The 18,544-nt window shown below is 59.4% G+C and carries 12 protein-coding genes and 1 riboswitch; of the genes, 5 read left to right on the top strand and 7 right to left on the bottom strand.

All coding sequences use genetic code 11. The features are described 5' to 3' along the window. A riboswitch (cobalamin riboswitch) is annotated at window positions 1–97 on the bottom strand. This riboswitch is flagged as partial in the annotation. A gap of 42 nt (window positions 98–139) precedes the next feature. Then, complete coding sequence (locus BXP70_RS03310; protein WP_086592553.1) at window positions 140–673, bottom strand: AAA family ATPase; 534 nt, start codon at window positions 671–673, stop codon at window positions 140–142. 34 nt (window positions 674–707) lie between these two features. On the opposite strand from BXP70_RS03310, the gene BXP70_RS03305 reads away from it, so the two are divergent. Further along, complete coding sequence (locus BXP70_RS03305) at window positions 708–2,060, top strand: cobyrinate a,c-diamide synthase (RefSeq protein WP_218779731.1); 1,353 nt, start codon at window positions 708–710, stop codon at window positions 2,058–2,060. Here BXP70_RS03305 and cbiB read toward each other — a convergent pair. The 3 genes from cbiB to BXP70_RS03290 are packed head-to-tail and all read right to left on the bottom strand — an operon-like array spanning window position 2,034 to window position 5,457. Beyond that, on the bottom strand, window positions 2,034–2,978 hold the full coding sequence (gene cbiB / locus BXP70_RS03300; RefSeq protein WP_086592552.1) for an adenosylcobinamide-phosphate synthase CbiB: 945 nt from the start codon (window positions 2,976–2,978) through the stop codon (window positions 2,034–2,036). The genes BXP70_RS03305 and cbiB overlap by 27 nt on opposite strands. Continuing rightward, window positions 2,957–3,985, bottom strand: a complete 1,029-nt coding sequence (locus BXP70_RS03295) for a pyridoxal phosphate-dependent aminotransferase (RefSeq protein ID WP_086592551.1) — start codon at window positions 3,983–3,985, stop codon at window positions 2,957–2,959. Before BXP70_RS03295 ends, cbiB begins: the two co-directional genes overlap by 22 nt. Window positions 3,986–3,990: 5 nt before the next feature. Further along, a complete protein-coding gene (locus tag BXP70_RS03290; protein ID WP_218779730.1) occupies window positions 3,991–5,457 on the bottom strand; it encodes a cobyric acid synthase in 1,467 nt (488 codons plus the stop codon). 233 nt (window positions 5,458–5,690) lie between these two features. Between BXP70_RS03290 and BXP70_RS03285 the strand changes: the two genes are divergently transcribed. From BXP70_RS03285 to BXP70_RS03275, 3 genes are all read left to right on the top strand, one after another. After that, window positions 5,691–8,036, top strand: a complete 2,346-nt coding sequence (locus tag BXP70_RS03285; protein WP_086592549.1) for a S41 family peptidase — start codon at window positions 5,691–5,693, stop codon at window positions 8,034–8,036. Window positions 8,037–8,162: 126 nt separating this feature from the next. Further along, window positions 8,163–8,537: a hypothetical protein gene (locus tag BXP70_RS29825; protein ID WP_179197566.1), complete on the top strand. Its 375-nt coding sequence runs from the start codon at window positions 8,163–8,165 to the stop codon at window positions 8,535–8,537. 172 nt (window positions 8,538–8,709) lie between these two features. Next, on the top strand, window positions 8,710–9,492 hold the full coding sequence (locus BXP70_RS03275; protein WP_179197565.1) for a TIGR00266 family protein: 783 nt from the start codon (window positions 8,710–8,712) through the stop codon (window positions 9,490–9,492). Window positions 9,493–9,506: 14 nt separating this feature from the next. Here BXP70_RS03275 and BXP70_RS03270 read toward each other — a convergent pair whose 3' ends face one another. From BXP70_RS03270 to BXP70_RS03260, 3 genes are all read right to left on the bottom strand, one after another. Continuing rightward, window positions 9,507–11,654 carry a tetratricopeptide repeat protein gene (locus BXP70_RS03270; RefSeq protein ID WP_086592548.1) on the bottom strand — a complete coding sequence of 716 codons (2,148 nt, stop codon included), beginning with the start codon at window positions 11,652–11,654 and terminating at the stop codon, window positions 9,507–9,509. A 66-nt stretch (window positions 11,655–11,720) separates the two neighbouring features. Next, entirely contained in the window at window positions 11,721–12,020 is a 300-nt protein-coding gene (locus tag BXP70_RS03265) for an antibiotic biosynthesis monooxygenase family protein (protein ID WP_086592547.1), read from the bottom strand. Window positions 12,021–12,600: 580 nt separating this feature from the next. Further along, a complete protein-coding gene (locus BXP70_RS03260) occupies window positions 12,601–17,520 on the bottom strand; it encodes a malectin domain-containing carbohydrate-binding protein (protein WP_179197564.1) in 4,920 nt (1,639 codons plus the stop codon). Window positions 17,521–17,809: 289 nt separating this feature from the next. Here BXP70_RS03260 and BXP70_RS03255 point away from each other — a divergent pair, with 289 nt between their 5' ends. Further along, window positions 17,810–18,451 (top strand): response regulator transcription factor, encoded by a 642-nt coding sequence (locus tag BXP70_RS03255; protein ID WP_086592545.1) that lies wholly within the window; start codon window positions 17,810–17,812, stop codon window positions 18,449–18,451. Window positions 18,452–18,544 lie beyond the last annotated feature (93 nt).

The raw sequence follows: 18,544 nt of genomic DNA, 5'->3' as shown, positions 1-18,544 counted from the left end.
GGGTTACAGCAGCGGAGACTGTTCCGGATTCACACCGGATTCCCTTTTAAAATCGTCCCGCACCGCGGAAACGATTACCAATTGCTGGGGCAAAAGTAGATAAAAAATATTGCCGTCGAGTAGTTACCTCGCCCAATAGCTAGGTTGCGACTACCTTGCGCACAAAAGCAACACGCTCATCGACGGACACTTTGGGCAAATCGAGTACCGTAAAACCTAGGTCTTGGTACGTGCGGCGTAAGGTGTGGTAGAGCGCCTGAGCCTCGGCGAAGGTCTGCCAGCGCTCGGCATCGTTCACGTAGATTTCCGCCCACGGCGGCGCCAGCAATACCGGCGAGGCGTACGAGTACGCTGCCGCCGTGGTATAATAAGCTGGCGGCACCGCTAGCCCCGCAACTCGCATGTAACCAATAACATCCGGAATACCCCGGTCAAAAAAGATGGTGCGGCTGGATTGGCTGGCGGCTTGGTGCTGAACCACCATTCGGGCCATAGCTAGCTCTGCGAAACCAGCTAGGTCGCGCCACGGTACTTGGTCGGTGCCCAGCGCGACCTGCTCCCGGATGAGTTGGCGCGACACCTCCTCAGCGGCGCCGAACCCAGCCTGCTGCAAGGCCGTTAGCAGCGTTGTTTTGCCAGCCCCTGGGCCGCCCGAAATCACGTAAAGCGGCATTTTTATTCGTAGTTGAACGCTCAAAAATACAACCGTGTCCAATTCCTCTCTGAAGCCCCAATTTTTGATTGCTGCCCCGAGCAGCGGCAGCGGCAAAACTACGCTCACGCTTGGGCTGCTGCGGGCGTTGGCGCGGCGTGGCCTGCGGGTGCAGCCCTTCAAGTGCGGCCCCGATTACCTCGACACGCACCACCACACCCAAGCCGCCGGCCGACCTAGCCTCAACCTCGACTTGTACATGGCATCGGTGGAACACGCGCAAAGCACCTACGCCGGTTACACCCAGGCCGCCGACGTGGCCGTGGTGGAAGGCGTGATGGGCCTCTTCGACGGAGCCACCCGCATGCAGGGCAGTGCCGCCGACGTAGCCGAGCAGCTTGGTATTCCAGTCATTTTGGTGGTCAATGCCAAGGCTATGGCCTACTCGGTAGCGCCGCTGCTGTTTGGGTTTAAGAACTTTTACCCTGGCATTCGGCTGGTGGGCGCTATTTTCAACTTCGTAAATACCGCTTCGCACTTCCAGTTTCTGCGCGAAGCTTGCGAGGATGTAGGTGTCGAGGCCCTAGGCTATCTACCTAATAATCCGGCCTTTGCTATTCCGTCGCGCCACCTAGGTTTGTCGATTGACGCGGAAGTGCAGTACGAAGCCATTGTGGAAGCCCTGGCCGACGCCCTCCCCCACACCATCAACCTCGACTGCCTGCTGGCCGTGACGAGCACCGTTGCTCCGACGTGGGCACCTACTGTGCCACCCGCTGTAAGCTCCCAATCACGCCGCATTGCCGTCGCCCGCGATGAGGCTTTTACCTTCACTTACCTTCAAAACCTAGATGCGCTACATGAGCTAGGCGAAGTGACGTACTTCAGCCCCCTAACTGACGCCGCCTTGCCTGCTGGTACCAACTTCCTGTACTTGCCCGGCGGCTATCCTGAGCTATTCGCCGACGCGCTCAGCGCCAACACCGGCATGCGCGCCAGCATTGCCGCCTATTGCGCAGCTGGGGGCGCCACCTACGCCGAATGCGGTGGCCTGATGTACCTAGGTCGCACGATCACCAACGCCCAGGGCCATACCTTCCCGATGGCGGCGGTACTGCCCTGCACCACCTCTATGCAAGAGGCTAAACTTACCCTAGGTTACCGGACTATACAATGGAACGATCTGACCATCAGAGGGCATGAGTTTCACTATTCTACTCTTGAGGATCAGGGACTAACACCAACGGCCATGCACCTTACCAACGCAAAAGAAGCACCGGTTCCAGTACAGGTATATCGTCACGGCAACGTATGGGCATCTTACGTGCACTTGTACTGGGGCGAAGACCGGACGTTTATCGACCAGTTACTAGTCAGTGCTTTAGCGCCGACTGCGCCACCACAGTAGTCCCATAATGCCCGCCACTACTACGGCGCAAACGGCATGGTTGAGCCTAGCTACCCGCTCGATTTCCTGGGGTTCTATAGGCCGAGGATTGTCGCCGATGTAGGGCTTGGGCACCAGCTCACCATGGTAATAGTTTGGTCCACCGAAGCGGCAGTTGAGCACGCCCGCTAGCGCCGCTTCCGGGTAGCCAGCATTGGGGCTTTTGTGTTGATTACCAAAACGCAAGATAAACCGAAAGCCTCGCCCGCTGCCGCCAAGCGCTGCTAGCAGCACAGCTGTGAGGCGGGCCGGTAGTAAGTTCGCTACGTCGTCGAGGCGGGCGGCTAGCTTGCCAAACTGCTCGTAGCGTGGGCTGCGGTAGCCTACCATCGAGTCGAGGGTGTTCACCATTTTGTAGGCCATCAGGCCCGGCACGCCCGCTAAGGCGTAATAGAAAAGCGGCGCCACCACTCCATCGCTGAGGTTTTCGGCCAAGCTCTCGAACACCGCAGTGCGAATCTGCTGGGTATCAAGCTGGGTGGTGTCGCGGCCTACGATGCGGGCTAGCTGCCGCCGGCCAGCTTCTAGCCCCTTCTCGTCGAGGGCGGCAAACACGGCCTGCCCTTCGCGCACCAAGCCCGTATTCGCTAGGCCGTAGAACACCCAAACGCTGTTGACGGCTATTTCCACACTAGACGGCAACTGACGCAACAGCTTATCTAGCAGGGTGAAGGCACCGAACGTACCGACTACGAGTCCTCCAGCCAGTGCAGCACCCTTGGCGAAGCGATACGAGCCGTGGTTGAATTGCCGCTCACCCGCTGCGATAAGTGCCCCATACGTTCGCACGGGGTGCGGCCAGCCCTCGGGGTCGGCTAGCAGCAAATCGAGGGCATAGCCGAGGGCGAGCGGCGGAGCTAGGTGCGTGAAGCGGTCCATGCAGCAAAAGCGTTTATGAGCAATTGATTATCAGCCGCGCTCCGGGTGCCGATGCGGAAGTGTGCCGGCGTGAGCCCCCGAAAATTGGCAGCGTCGCGAATGAGCAAGCCGTGCTGGGCAAGCAGCCAGTGCTTCAACTCGGCGGCGGTGCCGTGGCGAGTGGCAGCCAGGAAATAATGGGTGTGGCTTGGGAAGACGTCGATGCCTTGGTTTTGCGCCAGCGCAGTAGCTAGCTTTTCTTTGTCGGCTAACAGCTGAGCAATAGGTGGTTGCACCTGGGCGTAGTGCCCAAACAGAAAGGAGCCAGCCGCCACGGCTAGCGCATTCACGGCCCACGGCGCTTTGTGCTGCGTGAGGCGCGCCACTAGTTCCGCTGACCCGAGCACGTAGCCGAGCCGCAAGCCGGGAATAGCGTAGGCTTTCGTGAGCGAACGGAGAATCAGCAGGTTATCGAACTGCTTCAGCAACGGAATGGCGCTACTGATGCTGGTGGTAAACTCAATGAACGCTTCATCGAGCACAAAGACCGTGTCCGGATGGCTCATTAGCAGGACTCCCAGCACGTCGGGCGTCAGTACGCTACCCGTTGGGTTATTAGGGTTGCAGATAAAGATCAACTCGCTAGCAATCAGCGCATCTGCTTGCAGATCTTCCCACGCCACGAAGCGTAGCTGGTGGCCGTGGAGACGACAGGCATCTTCGTACTCGGCGAAGGCAGGCGTGAGAATGGTGCTGCGCTGCCGTGCCCAGGCCTGCGCCACCAGGTAGATGCTCTCGGTGGTGCCACTGCTGATGAGCACCTGTGCGGGGTCTACGCCATGGTGAGCGGCCACTTGGGTAGCTAGGCTCTCAGCCAGCACTTCAGGGTAGCGGTTCACCGTGGGCCACTGCGCAAACACGTATTCTTTCAGGCCCGCTGGCTCGCCGCCGTACCACACGTTGGTGCTGAAATCGGCTACTACTTGCTGGGAGTGTCGGTAGGCGTCGTCGCCGTGGCCGTGTAGCATGGGGATTAGGATTGCAGGGCCGCGTAAATCTGCGCCATGTCCACGTTTGCGCGGATGAGCGCGGCCAGCCGGTCGAATTGCTGCTGCTTAAAGGCCGGGAAATCGAGGGGCGCAGCTAGTTGAGTGGTGTAAGGAGCTAGCAAATAGTCGATTACAGCTGCATTATCGAGAATGCCGTGCAAGTACGTGCCCCAGCAGCGCGGACTAACGGCATAACCATCCGGCGTGCCATCGGCTAGGGTAGCCACGGGCTGCGCGGGGCCTTCAGCAGTTGTTTGACCCATGTGAATTTCGTAGCCCTGGCAGGTGCCAGGAGCGTCTAGGAAAGTGAACTGCCGCTGCTGGGTCGTCTTTTCGCCTTGCAGCACGGTGCGCACGGGCAGCAGACCTAGGCCCGCGGTAGCCGCCACTTGGCTTTCTACGCCGTCGGGGTCTTCTACCGAGCGACCGAGCATTTGGTAGCCCCCACAAATGCCCACCACCGTTTTGCCCGCGCGCTGCGCCTGCACGATGGCCGCAGCCAACCCGTTGTTTTTCAGAGCAATCAGATCGTCGATAGTGTTTTTGCTGCCGGGCAGAATGATAATATCGGTGCTCAGCAGGTCGGCGGGGTTGTGGGTATAAAACAGGTGCACCCGCGCGTCATGGGCTAGGGCGTCGAAGTCGGTGAAGTTCGACATGCGCCCGAGCAGCACTACGGCCACTTGCACACGGTCGGCAGCGCCGGGGGCGCTCTGCTTGCGGGCCAGCGTCACAGAGTCTTCTTCCTCCAGAAAAATATCGCGGAAGTACGGGAGCACACCCACCACCGGCACGCCGGTTAGGTCTTGGAGCTGCTGACGGCCGTCATCGAACAAGCGCGCATCGCCCCGAAACTTATTGATAATAATGCCTTTAATGCACGCTTTTTCTTCCGGCTCTAGCAAAGCTAGGGTCCCGTACACGCTGCCGAACACGCCGCCCTTGTCGATATCAGCAATAAGGTAAGTGGCGGCCCCGGCGTGGCGGGCCATGCGCAGGTTGGTGATGTCGCGCTTCTTCAGATTCAGCTCCGAGATGCTGCCCGCGCCTTCCAGCACCACTGGCGCGTAGCGGGCCGCAAGGCGGTCGAAAGCCTGGGTCGCGGCTTCGAACAGAGCGAGCCGGTCGTTGGCGCGGAAGTATTCGTAGGCCGACTGCGTACCGATGGGTTTACCGTTGAGCACTACTTGGGAGGCTTGGTCGGAGGTGGGCTTCAGCAGCACCGGATTCATATCGACGTGGCAGGGCACGCCCGCCGCGTCGGCCTGCATCGCCTGTGCCCGCCCGATTTCCAGTCCCTCGGGTGTGGCGTAGCTGTTCAAAGACATGTTCTGGGCCTTGAACGGCGCAGGATGGTAGCCATCCTGAAGGAAGATGCGGCAAAATCCCGCCGTAATGATGCTCTTCCCCACATCGGACGCGGTGCCGACAAACATGATAGGACGAAGCATAAGCTACTGCGTGCGTTGGGAAAGTGAACTGCAAAAGTATTCGCTCTTGCCAGAAGATGGTGGATAAAGTGTGCTTCTGCGCGCATAACTTCACCCGTCTGCCGGGATACGCTTTCGTACTGAGAGTAAACTATAGCCGTTGCCCTAATTACCTAGGTTGTTTGCAACCAATTGGCTGTCAGCAGCCTCTTCTACCCTGTTAGCTTCGCTTATACCTCACCTTTACCATACCTATGCGCTTATCTTTAGTAGCCGCCGGCTTGCTCCTGAGCGTGGGAGCTGCCGTCGCTCAAGCACCTGCGCCTGCACCCGCACCGCGCACTGTGCAGCATTTAGAAACCTTCGCGCGCCTCTACGGCTACGTGCGCTATTTCCATCCCAGCGACGAAGCCGCTGCCATCGATTGGGACAAGCTAGCAGTGCTAGGTGCCCAGCGCGTAGAGCAAGCGCAAACCGAAGCGGAGCTGAAAACAACGCTGTTAGGTCTTTTCCAACCCATTGCGCCCACGCTTCAGCTAATGCCGGCGGGCAAGACTTACGTTTTCAAAGCCAAGGACATTACACCTCCTAGCTTGAAAGGCTACGAAATAATCAGCTGGCAGCATCAGGGGATGGGGCAAGGCAGCGCTCAGAGCCCGTACCACAGCCGCCGCATGCACCGTCGGGAATTGCTGAAAGACCCGGCTGCGCGGGCTACTTTTGGCACCCTTACCAAATCTGTAAACGCCATGCCGTACCGCGGTAAGTCGTTTCGTTACACGGCCTTGGTGCGCAATGCGTCCCCGCAAGACGGACCTGGTGCCTTGTGGGCGCGTGTTGATTTGCCCGACAGAGGGACGGGGTTTTTCGACAATATGGCTGACCGGCCTATTCAGAGCAAAGAGTGGAAGGAGTACGAAATAAAAGGCACCATCGACCCACAGGCCTCTGTACTGTATTTCGGTTCCATGCTCGTCGGCAGCGGACAGATTCAGGTCGACAACATACAGGTAGCCGTGCAGGAGGATGGCGCCTGGAAAACAATATTTGCTACGGACTTTGAAGAAGATGAAGTAAAACAATACCCGCGCAGCATCTCCGGCCAAGCCAATACGAGCCGCTTTGTTGCCAATAACAGCAACGACGCTTACTCTTTTCTAGTCAGCGCTACGGATGCTGCGCAGGGCAAGCACAGCGTTGTTATTCGCTCCCTTGACAAGGCCGAAGCGCAGGCCGAAAGCGTTGCTGGGTCAAGCAAGGCGCTATTTCCGCAGCAGGCTCAGATTGGCGAGGTGGTGCAGGAAGACCTAGGTAGCGGCTTGCGGTGTGTGCTTCCTTTGGCCTTATACGGCACTAAGGACGCTACCTTCCCAGCCGCTAACAAAGCGGCTTTGGAGTCTTTGCAAGCAGAACTAAAGCAGCTCACTCCTAGCCGCTTCACCGGCAACGACCGCGCCGTGCGCCTCGCCGATGTGGTCATTACTTGGAATATCTTCCAGCACTTTTATCCTTACTTCGCTGTCACCAACTCGAATTGGCCGGCAGCCTTACCAGAGGCACTACGTGCTGCGTACCCCGACCAATCGGAGGAAGATAACCTGAAGAACCTACGCCGCCTCACGGCCCGCCTCCACGACGGCCATGTGCGGGTGCAGCCCCCAGCGCGTGCAAACAACTACCGGTATTTGCCTATTCGGTGGGAATGGGTCCAAAACCAGCTAATTATCACGCACGTGGCCGGCGACTCGCTCGGGGTGCAGCGCGGCGACATCGTTACGAAGATCAATGGGCAGCCAGCAGCGGCGTATTTCCGCGAGGCGGAGCAGTACATCTCGGCGGCTACGCCGGGCTGGTTGCACTACCGCGCCGCAGGCGAAACCTTGATGGGCCCTCCTAACGCTGCGCTAGCTTTGCAAGTGCAGCGCCCAAACACCGAAAGTCAAGCTGTTACGCTCCACTTCAACAAAGCCGGCCTGCGTAATGATGAGAGTACGCACCCCATGTCGCGGCTCATTTCGCCCTCGGTGTACTACCTGAACCTAGACCGAATTCCGATGGATGCCATCAATGAGCTGCTGCCGGAGCTAACCAAGATGAAAACCATCATCTGCGACTTGCGCGGGTACCCCAAGGGCAACCACCCGTTGATCAGCCACTTGCTTTCCCAGCCTGATACGGCCAAGCGATGGATGCGCGTACCACACTTTATCTACCCCGATCAGAAGCGAATTGCCGGCTATACGCCGTTCGGCTGGGAAATGAAGCCGAGCAAGCCCCACTTGTCGGCCCGCATCATCTTCATCACCGATGGCAGCGCCATCAGCTACGCCGAGAGCTACATGGGCTTTATTGAGGGCTACAAGCTCGCCACTATCATTGGGCAACCCACGGCGGGCACTAACGGCAACATCAACCCCTTCACGCTCCCCGGCAACTACACCATCTCCTGGACCGGCATGGAGGTGCGCAAGCACGATGGCAGTCAGCACCACGGCGTGGGCATCAAGCCGAGTATCTACCTCGAGAAAACCATCCAAGGCGTGCGCGAAGACCGCGACGAGTTTTTAGAAAAAGCCATTGAGCTAGCCAACGCCAACTAGCGCTGGTGGCACAACTTCGTACATCCGTCGGGCCCAGCCTTGCGTAGTAGCGAGGTAGTCAGCGCCCACTCACGGGCAGACTAACGCAAGTACCTAGGTAGTTGGCACTTTCCATTCTCGTCACTCATGGCTAAGAAACCCACGAACAGCAATAAAAAGAAGACCGACCCCGACAAAAAGGCCCGCGTACACAAGGAGCTAGAGGGTTTTGAAATCAAGGTGAACCCACTGGGCGAAATCACTTCCACGTATTCTATTGAGGAGGTGAATGCCTTCTTGAACCGCCACGTGCGCGACAAAAAGCTCGTGAACCGCGACGGCCAGTTCGGCGAGAAGATTGAGGAAGACGAGGAGTTCCCGCTGGAAGACGCCCCCGAACCGGAAGAGTCCGACGAGGACTTCATGCGCCGCACAAGTAAGGAGGCGAAAAAGGCGAAGAAGGGCGACCCTGACCCTGCTGCCGAAGCCGCCGACACCACGGCGGAGCTGCCCGAGGAGTAAGCTAGGTGGTAGCGCGGATGGCAACGTCTGCGCTGGCCGAACACCTGTAGCGCGAAGCGGAGGAAGGCGTCAGCTAACCTCTCGCTTCGCGCTACAGGTGTTTTACACCAAAATCAGCCGCAGTTGCTTATACTTGGAGCGCAAATTTTCCACTCCAATCCTTTCCCCGATCATGCGCTCCCACGATGTCGATTACAAGATTCTCGGCAATGACATTCAAGTACTTGAAGTCGAGCTCGACCCCAACGAAACGGTAGTGGCCGAGGCCGGCGCCATGGTGTACATGGACGAAGCCATTGCCTTCGAAACCAAGATGGGCGACGGCTCCGAACCCGACCAAAGCGTGCTAGGCAAGTTGTTCTCAGCGGGCACCCGCCTTATCACGGGCGAGTCGCTGTTTATGACGCACTTCACGCATCGCGGGGGGTACGGCAAAAGCCGGGTGGCTTTCTCGGCTCCCTATCCCGGCACCATCATTCCGCTCGACCTAGGTACTATGCCCAATGGCCTCATCGTGCAAAAGGACGGTTTCTTGGCAGCGGCGAAGGGCACCAAAATGGCCATTCACTTCAACCAACGCCTCGGAGCGGGCTTCTTCGGCGGCGAAGGCTTTATTCTGCAAAAGCTCACCGGCGACGGCAAAGCTTTCATTCACGCCGGCGGCACCATCATCGAGAAGCGCCTGAACAACGAACTGCTCCGCGTAGACACGGGCTGCGTGGTGGCCTTCGAGCCCGGCATTGATTTCAGCGTGGCACGGGCCGGGGGCTTGAAATCGATGATCTTCGGTGGCGAAGGGTTGCTGCTGGCTACGCTGCGCGGCACCGGCCGGGTGTGGCTCCAATCGATGCCCGTGAAAAAGCTGATTCAGGCCCTCATGCCGAACGGCCGCAATGCCAACAAAGAAAGCGGCAGCGTGCTCGGCAACATGATCAGCGGCGTATTCGACGAGTAACGTACGAGGGTAGGCTAGGCCGGCAATTGCACCACAAACTCGGTATAGCGGCCTAGCTCCGACTCGACCAGCAGCTGCCCGCCGTGCCCTTTCGTCACGATATCGTAGCTCAGCGACAGACCTAGGCCGGTGCCTTGGCCGGTGGGCTTAGTGGTGAAGAAGGGCTGGAAGATTTTGGTGCGCACCGGCTCCGGAATGCCCGTGCCGTTGTCGCGCACCCGGATTTCGACGTGGTCGGCTTCTTGGCGTGTCTGCACGCTTACCTGCGGCTGATAGCCGTTGCCTTCCTGCTGGCTGCGCTGCTGCATGGCATAAAATGCGTTGGAAAACAGATTTACCAACACCCGCCCGATGTCCTGCGGCACCACCGGAATCTTATCTAGTTTCTCCGAAAAATCAGTTTGAAGGTCGCAGACGAAGCTTTTGTCCTTCGCCCGCACGCCTTGGTAAGCCAAGCGCAAGTACTCCTCGGTGAGTACATTGAGCTTGGTGGGTTGCTTGGTGCCGGTGCCGTGGTTGCTGTGCGCGAGCATGCCGCGCACAATGGCATCGGCGCGGCGGCCGTGGTGGTTGATTTTGTGCAGGTTCTCCCGAATATCGGTGAGCAGGTCCTGCTCTAGCTCGGCGTCGCGCTCTGGTTGCTGCCGGGCTTCTTCCAGCTCGTCGATCAGCTCCGTGGATACCTCGGCGAAGTTGTTAACGAAGTTGAGTGGGTTCTGAATCTCGTGGGCAATGCCGGCGGTCAGCTCCCCGAGGCTAGCCATTTTCTCCTTCTGAATCAGCTGACTCTGAGTCGTTTTTAGCTCCATCAGGGCGCGGTCGAGGGCGTCGCGCTGCCCGGCAATTTGCGCGTTTTTCTCGTTGAGCCGCCGGTTGGCGCGTTGCTTCAGCAATACGTTGCGCCAGAGCAGGCCCGCCACCAGTACTACACCGCCCAAGCCGGCCAGCAATGCATAAAGCTGCTGGCGCTGCCGGGTGCTTTGCTGGTCTTGCAGTTGGCGCGTTTTGGTGAGCAAGGCAATTTGCGCCTGCTTTTTATCGAGCTCATAGCCGTACCGTAAGGCGCTGGTTTGGCGCTGGGTTTGCTCGCCGGCCAGCGTGTCGTTGTAGGCTAGGTAGAGACTCTGGTAGCGGTAGGCCGGGGCAAACTCGCGGCGCTCGGCGTAGGCGTGGGCTAGCACGTTGCTGGCATCACGCATGTTTTCCTTGCTGCGCGTCTGCTGCGCTCTTTCTAAGCTTTTGTTTGCCAGCGTAATGGCGCTATCGAGCTGGTGCACTGCCTGATACACTTGCGCCAGCAGCAGTTCGGCAAAAGGCAAAGTGTAGGTGTCGTTGGCAGCAAGCGCACGACGATAGGCCCGCAGCCCGTGCGCTCGGGCCTGCTTGTAGCTGCCTTGCAGCCGGTACACATCGGCCACGTTGGTTTCATTGATGGCGCTATTTACCTCGTCGTGCTCCGCCGCCGCAACTTGCTGCGCCTGCTCGTAGTAGTGCAACGCCTCAGGCCAGTTTTTCTGCTTGGTGTAGAGCGTGCCCAGGGCGTTCTGCATGCTCATCACTACTTGCTGGTCGCCAGCTTGCTGGCCATTTTTCAGGGCGGCTTGCAGGATGGGCAAAGCGGCCTTGTAGTCTTCTAGGTTCAGGTATATAGAACCTAGGGTGGCTTGCAAGCGCCGCTTTGTTTGGGCGTCGTTGGCTTGCTCTGCCAGCGGAATCCCCCGCTGCGCCGCCACAATGGCCGGCGCATAGTTTCCCTGCATCATCTCGATGAGCATCAGTTGCAGATAACTTTCTCCTTGACCGCGGCGGCTATTGGCGCGCGCAAATACCTGCTGCGCCTGCCGAACGTAGCGCCGAGCTTGTTCGTGGTCGGCTTGGCGCCGGTAGAGGGTACTCAGCCAAAGCAGCGCACGCCCCTCTCCTTTTGCGTCGTGCAAGCGGCGGCTAAGGGTCACGGCTTCTTCAATGACCACACGGGCCTGCGCCGGGTCGGTGGCCGTTAGGGCGAACGATAGCGCTTGCAGCCGCCGGACCCGCGTCGTGTCGGGCTGGGGGTGCGTTTGCAACAGCTGGCGGAGGCTATCGACCGGCGATTTTTGAGCACGCGCTGGTAAAAAGGCAAGCAGCAACCACCCACTTATGAGCAGCGAACAAGGTTTCATCGTAGCAGTAACTAGTTAAGGAACAGAGATGATCATCTTCTGGACCTAGGTCGGTGAGAACCTAGCTCAGAAGATCTGCACCGCTACCTCGTAGTAGTCGATAGTTGGGGTGCCGTCGAAGCAAGGAGCTAGGTGGTTGAACACTGCCTGAAGCGTTTCGCTGGATTCGGCGGCCTCGCGGTGCTCTTCGTTATCCCACAGTATCACGGCTAGGCATTTGTTGTTTTCGGTGTTGGTCAGGAAGCGACTGGTTACATAACCCGGCTGTTGTTTGAGCACCGGCCCAACCTCGTTTTGGTAGAGGTCAACTGCTTGCGGGGCGGCACCCGTGTTGAGCAAACCCTGAAGAATGCGTGCGTATAGCATAGGTGATACAAGAAAGAAGTGAGAAATAAGGCAACGTTTTTCGCTTCATCTACATGAGCTATCTTACTATTGTTCATACCACTACGTTCATTAAAGCCCGTACTAAAACCGTTTTCCTACCCGGAATAGCCCTCTTCTGTCAGCTCGCCGTTACCTATCAGTTGAGAGGAGCGCCGTGACGAGGATTACCGGGCAGCCAGCCAGTGCAGGCGCGGCCACAACCTAGTTCAGGGCCGCGGTAATAATCTCAACGGCAATAGTTGCTTCATAGAACTGGCAGCAGATAAGAGACAAGATGCAGATAGGCCGATCGGCTACGGGCAGCGGATTCAAAAAGCCTAGCTTTCGTACCGTGCTTCGTTGGCATTATCAAAGGTCGGGCTGACTTTATCCTAGCTACAAGCCAACGCATACCCCTAAACAGGGGGGTAGCATATTTATTTTAGGAGTAAGCCTTTCCTCGTTTCCCTGCCCTGTTGAGCCTTGACTTGAAGCCTGCGTGAAGGCCGCTTATACACCGGCCCGGCAAACGACGCATGGGTCGATTACCGGGCCGGGTAGTAGTAGCTTGCCGCCGAGCTTACTGCTTGACCAAGCGGGTTTGCTGGGAGCCCGAGGCTGTGGTCAGGCGTACTACGTACACACCTGTTGGGTACGCCCCCAGCGAAAGGGTTACCTGCTGCTGCTCGCCTGCCGGTACCTGGGCGCCGGCTTGGCGCGTCAGTTCCCGCCCCGCCATATCATATACCGTCAGCGTGTAGGCTTCCGCTTGTGGCAACTGGAACGTTATGCCGACCTGATCGGTGAATGGGTTTGGCATTGCCTCTAAGCGCTTGGCGAGCTTACCCGTAGCGGTTGCAGCGAGCACGGCGCTGGTGGCCGATGCCGTGCCAGGGCGGGCCGCAGAGGAAAGCACTTCCAAGGCCGAGAGTTTAGCCGCATCGCGTCCTCCGTCGCTGGCTAGCGCCGAGAAATCCAGGTTAAGCACCCCGTCCGTCACGACCACGGAGAAGGTCTCGGTGGTGGCGGTGAAAGGCGCTACTTTCTGGAGGATGTCGTAATTATCGAGGGCGAGTTGGCCTTCGGCGCGCACGTCGAACACGCGCTGGCCCGGTTGCGTCCAGTAGAGTTCGGCAAAGTGCAGTACGACTTGGTAGGTGCCGTTGGGCACCCGTAGGCTGTAGCCGAAGGCCCCTTCAAACCGTTCCGTCTGGTACAAGGCATCATCGGTGGTGCCGGCAATCGGGCCGTTATTTACCCCGGTGCGGCTGGGCGAGAAGGACTGATCGGCGGCAAATTGGCCTAGGCTCGTACTCAGCGCGCCGCCGCCAGCGTTGAGGCGGTAGAGCACCTGCATGCTGGGCGTGACGGTAACCGTGACAGTAGCAGTGGCACTGAGCGCGGGCTGCCCGTCATCGGTCACGCGCACGGTGAGTGAGAAGGGTGAGGTGGCTGTGCGCACGGCCGCGGCGTTGGCTACTTGCAGTTGGTTGCCCACGAAAGCGAAGGCTCCGTCCGTATTGCCGGCCGTAATGCTGTAGCTCAACCGTTGTCCGGCATCGGGGTCCGAGGCGACTACCGTGCCTACCAGCGTACCGGTCACACTGCCTTCGGCGACGCTGAAGTTTTGAGCCGCGATAATCGGATTTTGGTTGGGCCCGCTGCTGCGGGCGAGTACTTCCAAGGCCGAGAGTTTAGCCGCATCGCGGCCTCCGTTGCTGGCCAAAGCTGAGAGGTCCAAATTGAGCACCCCGTCGGTGACGAGGACTTGCAGGGTCTCGGTGGTGGCCGTGAAGGGTGCGACCTTTTTGAGGATGTCGTAATTATCGAGGGCGAGTTGGCCTTCGGCGCGCACGTCGAACACGCGCTGGCCCGGTTGCGTCCAGTAGAGTTCGGCAAAGTGCAGCACGACTTGGTAGGTGCCATTGGACACGGGCAGCGCATAGCCAAAGGCGCCTTCAAACCGTTCCGTCTGATATAGCACATCGTCCGTAGTGCCGGCAATCGGGTTGCTCGTGGCCCCGGTACGGCTCGGGCTGAAGTACTGATCGGCCGCGAATTGACCTAGGCTTGTGGTCAGGGCTGGTCCGCCAGCATTGAGGCGGTAGAGTACTTGCGTGACAGGCGTGACCGTAACGGTCACGGTAGCGGTGCTGGCTAGGCTCGGGCTGCCGTTGTCTTGCACCTGCACCGTCAACGCGTACGTGGCGGCGCTGCTGAGCACGGCCGCGTTAGCAACTTGCAATTGGTTGCCCGCGAAGGTGAAGGCCCCGCCCGGATTGCCTGCTGTAATGGAGTAGGTGAGCGTCTGGCCCGCGTCGGGGTCCGAGGCGACCACCGTGCCTACCACCGTGCCAGCGGGCAGGGTAAAGCGTTGAGCTGTTACCACCGGGGCCTCGTTGACGTTCGTAACTTGGATCGTGAAGCTAGCGGTGCTAGTAAGCGTGCCATCGGAGGCCTGCACGGTAATCGTGTGCGCCGTGGCCGTTTCGTAGTCCAGCAGCGTGCCGTTGGCTACGGTCACCACGCCGGTACTGGCGTTGATGGTAAAGCGCCCGCCGGCGGAGTTGGTCAAGGAATAGGTCACCGTGCCATCGGCGTCCGTAGAAGAAGCCGTCAGGCCCACCAGCGTGCCGTTGGCTGCCTGCTCGGCTACGGTGTTGGGAGCTGGGTTTGCGTCCACTGGCACAGCGGGGGCTCCATTGACGGCCTGCACTTGCACTAGTTTCGTGGCCGGGCTGCTGTTAAAGGTGCCATCATTCACCACGAAACTCACCGTGCGCGGGGCCGTAGTGGGCGCTGCTGAGCTGTTGCGGTAGCTTACGTTACGCAGGACCGTTTGCCACTGGGCCAGGCTAACGCGAGGTGCCGACGAGGTCAGCGTCAGCACTCCCGTCGTAGGGTTGTAGCTAGTCGTAATGTTGTCGGTGGGACCGGACAACAACGCATCCTGACTGCTGACAAAGCCGCTGCTGATGCTCACCGTGGCCGAGGCCAGAGTGGAGCCGTCTGCATCCGTGACGGTCAGGCCGGGGTCCACGGCCGTGAAGGTCTGCTCGAGGGCGGTGGTGGTGCCGGCCGTGGTGGTCACCACCGGAGCAAACAGCACAGTGAAATTAGTTGTGCTGGTGCTCGTGCCGCCGGGCGTGATCACGCTGATGGGGCCGGTGGTAGCCCCGGCCGGCACAATAGCCGTGATCTGCGTCGGCGAATTGAGCGTGAAGGTAGTAGCCGCCGTGGTGTTGAAGCGCACGGCCGTAACCCCGGAGAAGTTAGTACCCGTGATGATGACGCTGGTTCCTACCGCTCCGCCAGTAGGCGCGAACCGCGTAATGACTGGAGCGGGGGCAACTAGAATTTTGCTCGCCACATTGCTGTCAACGGTGCCATCATTGACTCGAAAGCTCACGGTGCGGCTGGCCGTATTGGGCGTTGCCGAGCTGTTGCGGTAGCTCACGCTGCGCAGTACCGCTTGCCATTGCGCCAACGTTGCCCCCGGGCTCGGCGCGCTCAGATTGAGCAACCCATTACTCGCGTTGTAGCTGCCGGTGATGGAACCCGTGGGTGTAAAAGAAAGCAAATCCTCGCCGCTGACGAACCCGTTAGTGATGCCCACAACGGCGGAGACGAGGGTAGGACTATCGGCATCCGTGACAGTCAGGCCAGGGTCAACAGGCGTGGTGGTCTGCGGGAAAATGATCGTGGCGCCGGCCGTCGTGGTGATCAACGGGCCAACGACCACAAAGCTAGCGGCGCTGGTTACCGTGCCCTTAGTGGTGGTTACCGTAATGGGTCCCGTGGTGGCGCCGTTGGGCACCAGCACCCCTACTTGCGTAGGAGAAAGGACCGCAAAGGAGGTGGTTGGGGTGCCATTGAAAGCAACGCTGGTAACCGTCGGCGTTCGTCCGTCTTCGTCTATGAATCCTGCACCGTTGATGTAGACAACAGTGCCCGTCCCACCGCTGGTAGGCGTAAAGGTAATTGGGAAAAGGGGGGCAATTAAATTCAGACGCACGCTCACAGCGTTGCTATTGCTATTGGCGGTGAGTACGTCTAGGTCGTTGTCGCCATCCACGTCAGCCACCGCGAGATAGGGAGCCACGCCGACGCTCACAGTCTGGCTAGGGCCAATAGAGAACGTGCCTCCGTTGTTGCGACGCACACTCACCGTGCCGGTAGGACCAGTAGGACCGGCAGGACCACTGCCGATACCAATATCGACGCTGCCCGTGAGTAAGTCTAGGTCCCCGTCTCCGTCTACGTCGGCTACTGCCAAGCTGCTGATAAGGGTGTACGACCCGAGGCTGATATCACTGCCGCTAAAGCTGCTCGTCCCCGAGTTAAGGCGCACACTCACTGTGCCCGTACTGATGTCGTTAGCGGTGAGCAAATCCAGGTTGCCATCGTTGTTTACGTCGGCCACTACTAGCTTTCCGGGGCCGCTGCCGACGCTCACTTCCGTCGTTCCATTGAAGCTGCCCTGGCCATTGCCGAGCCGAATGCTCACGGTATTACCGGTAAGATTAGCCGTGACGACATCTAGGTTGCCATCGTTGTTTACATCGGCGGCAGCCAAGCTTATCGGGCCGCTGCCGACGCTCACTTCCGTCGTTCCACTAAAGCTGCCCTGGCCATTACCGAGCCGAACACTCACGGTACTTTCCGACCCGTTGGCCGCCAGGATATCTAGGTTGCCGTCCCCGTTTACATCGGCGGCAGCTACACTGAAGCTACGGCCGGTTCCAGTGCTGCCCACGGGCACGTTTGAGCCATTGCTGAAGCTACCCTGGCCGTTGTTGAGGCGCACGCTCACGAAACCGGCGGTGCTGTTTGCGGTGAGAATATCCAAATCGCCGTCCCCATCTACGTCGGCGGCCACCACGCTCACGGGCGCGCTGCCCACGGGTACGTCCGGACCATTGCTGAAGCTACCCTGGCCGTTGTTGAGGCGTACACTGACCGTATTGCTGCTTTGGTTGGCCGTGAGCAGGTCTAGGTCGCCGTCTCCATCCACATCCGCTGGCGTCACGCTCACGGGGGTGCCAAGTACCGTCAAGTCAGTGCCTCCGCCAAACGTACCTGGCCCCACGCCAGCCTGGGTAGTAAACTGAAAGACGCGGGGTGTGGCAGCTGCGCCCGTGCTGCTGCGCACGGTGGTCGGGGCCGTCACGAACACGGTTTCCCCAGGCTTAAAGTCCACGTTGGGATTCACGGTAAGCGTGCTGCCGCTGGCCGAGTAGGCAGCGGCCTTGCGCCCACCCGCCTGCTGCGAGAACACGCGTACCTGGTTGGCGGTGGTAGCGTTCAGGGCCTGGTTATAAATTAGGTTCACGTTGGTAGACCTAGGGGCCTGATTGGCGTTGCGTACGGGGCTCGTGCTGGTTACGGTGAGCTGAGCCTGAGCACCTAGGCCCAGCGCCAGCAGCCCGGTCAGCAGCCCCAGGCGCCGGCTTAGGTGCGGGCGTCCGTCAGCGGTACTAGCGAGTAAATGTGTCGTCATGGTATGGGAGGCTAAAGGATAAAAAGAAGCAGACAAGACAGGCCAGGCCAGATTGGAAGCTCTTCCTTGTTGAAAGTCAGAGCATTGGGCAGCTAAATCATACACCATTGAGTAACCCGAAGGTATTTCGCCTTTTCTGCCTCCTCCAAACCCCACACTACCCCTAAACAGGGGGGGAGAAAAATGCGCATACCCCCTGTTTAGGGGTAGCGCTTGACTTGGACCCTGCTGCGTTGCACCCGACCTTTACCCCCACGCTCACGTACTCTCTTCCTGCTCCTTTCTGCCGATGATCCCGCTGCGCCTTGCCATTATTGAAGACGACCCCACCGTGCGCCAGCTGCTACAAGGCTATCTGTGCCGGCAACCCGAGTTCGACTGCGTGTTGGTGGCCGGCTCCGTCGAAGCATTTTTGGAGCAGCTACCCGACCTAGCTGCCAAGCCCCAGCTGGTGCTCCTCGACATTGGCCTGCCCGGCCTGAGCGGCATCGAAGCCCTACCCCTGCTGCGCCGCCAGCTACCCGATACCGACTTCGTGATGCAAACTGTGTTCGAGGACACCGACCGCATCTACCGCGCCCTGTGCGCTGGGGCCACCGGCTATCTGCTCAAAAGCACCCCGCCCGCCGAAATTAAAGCGGCCCTGCTCGACGTAGCGCACGGCGGCGCCCCCATGAGCCGAGCTGTGGCGCGCAAGGTGCTCGGCTACTTCAAACCGAGCCCTACCGCCCCCACCACCGACCTCACCCCGCGGGAGCGGCAAGTGCTGGAAGGCTTGGTCGATGGGCTCAGCGAAAAGCAGGTGGCGGCCCGCCTGGACTTAGCTCCTCAGACGGTGCACTCCTACATCAAGCAGCTCTACCGCAAGCTGCACGTGCGTAGCCGCGCCGAGCTCGTGCGCCATACGCTACGCGACGATCCACCCGCTTAGCTAGACAAGGCCGTGCGATGTAGATAAACCCTGTTTACAGCCAGCTAGTTATGCCGTATTCTTTGGCTCACTTCTGATACCTAGCTTAGCCAC

The organism is Hymenobacter crusticola (assembly GCF_002154225.1).
Lineage (GTDB): Bacteria > Bacteroidota > Bacteroidia > Cytophagales > Hymenobacteraceae > Hymenobacter > Hymenobacter crusticola.
The sequence above is the reverse complement of the archived record's forward strand: the minus strand, read 5'-3'. Positions and strand labels throughout refer to the sequence as shown.

Excerpts from the sequence above, each read along its gene's own strand:
- BXP70_RS03310 (WP_086592553.1), bottom strand. The coding sequence starts at position 673 with ATGCCGCTTTACGTGATTTCGGGCGGCCCAGGGGCTGGCAAAACAACG.
- BXP70_RS03295 (WP_086592551.1), bottom strand. The coding sequence starts at position 3,985 with ATGCTACACGGCCACGGCGACGACGCCTACCGACACTCCCAGCAAGTA.
- BXP70_RS03255 (WP_086592545.1), top strand. The coding sequence starts at position 17,810 with ATGATCCCGCTGCGCCTTGCCATTATTGAAGACGACCCCACCGTGCGC.
- BXP70_RS03265 (WP_086592547.1), bottom strand. The coding sequence starts at position 12,020 with ATGCTATACGCACGCATTCTTCAGGGTTTGCTCAACACGGGTGCCGCC.
- BXP70_RS03285 (WP_086592549.1), top strand. The coding sequence starts at position 5,691 with ATGCGCTTATCTTTAGTAGCCGCCGGCTTGCTCCTGAGCGTGGGAGCT.
- BXP70_RS03260 (WP_179197564.1), bottom strand. The coding sequence starts at position 17,520 with ATGACGACACATTTACTCGCTAGTACCGCTGACGGACGCCCGCACCTA.
- BXP70_RS03275 (WP_179197565.1), top strand. The coding sequence starts at position 8,710 with ATGCGCTCCCACGATGTCGATTACAAGATTCTCGGCAATGACATTCAA.
- BXP70_RS03290 (WP_218779730.1), bottom strand. The coding sequence starts at position 5,457 with ATGCTTCGTCCTATCATGTTTGTCGGCACCGCGTCCGATGTGGGGAAG.
- cbiB (WP_086592552.1), bottom strand. The coding sequence starts at position 2,978 with ATGGACCGCTTCACGCACCTAGCTCCGCCGCTCGCCCTCGGCTATGCC.
- BXP70_RS03270 (WP_086592548.1), bottom strand. The coding sequence starts at position 11,654 with ATGAAACCTTGTTCGCTGCTCATAAGTGGGTGGTTGCTGCTTGCCTTT.
- BXP70_RS29825 (WP_179197566.1), top strand. The coding sequence starts at position 8,163 with ATGGCTAAGAAACCCACGAACAGCAATAAAAAGAAGACCGACCCCGAC.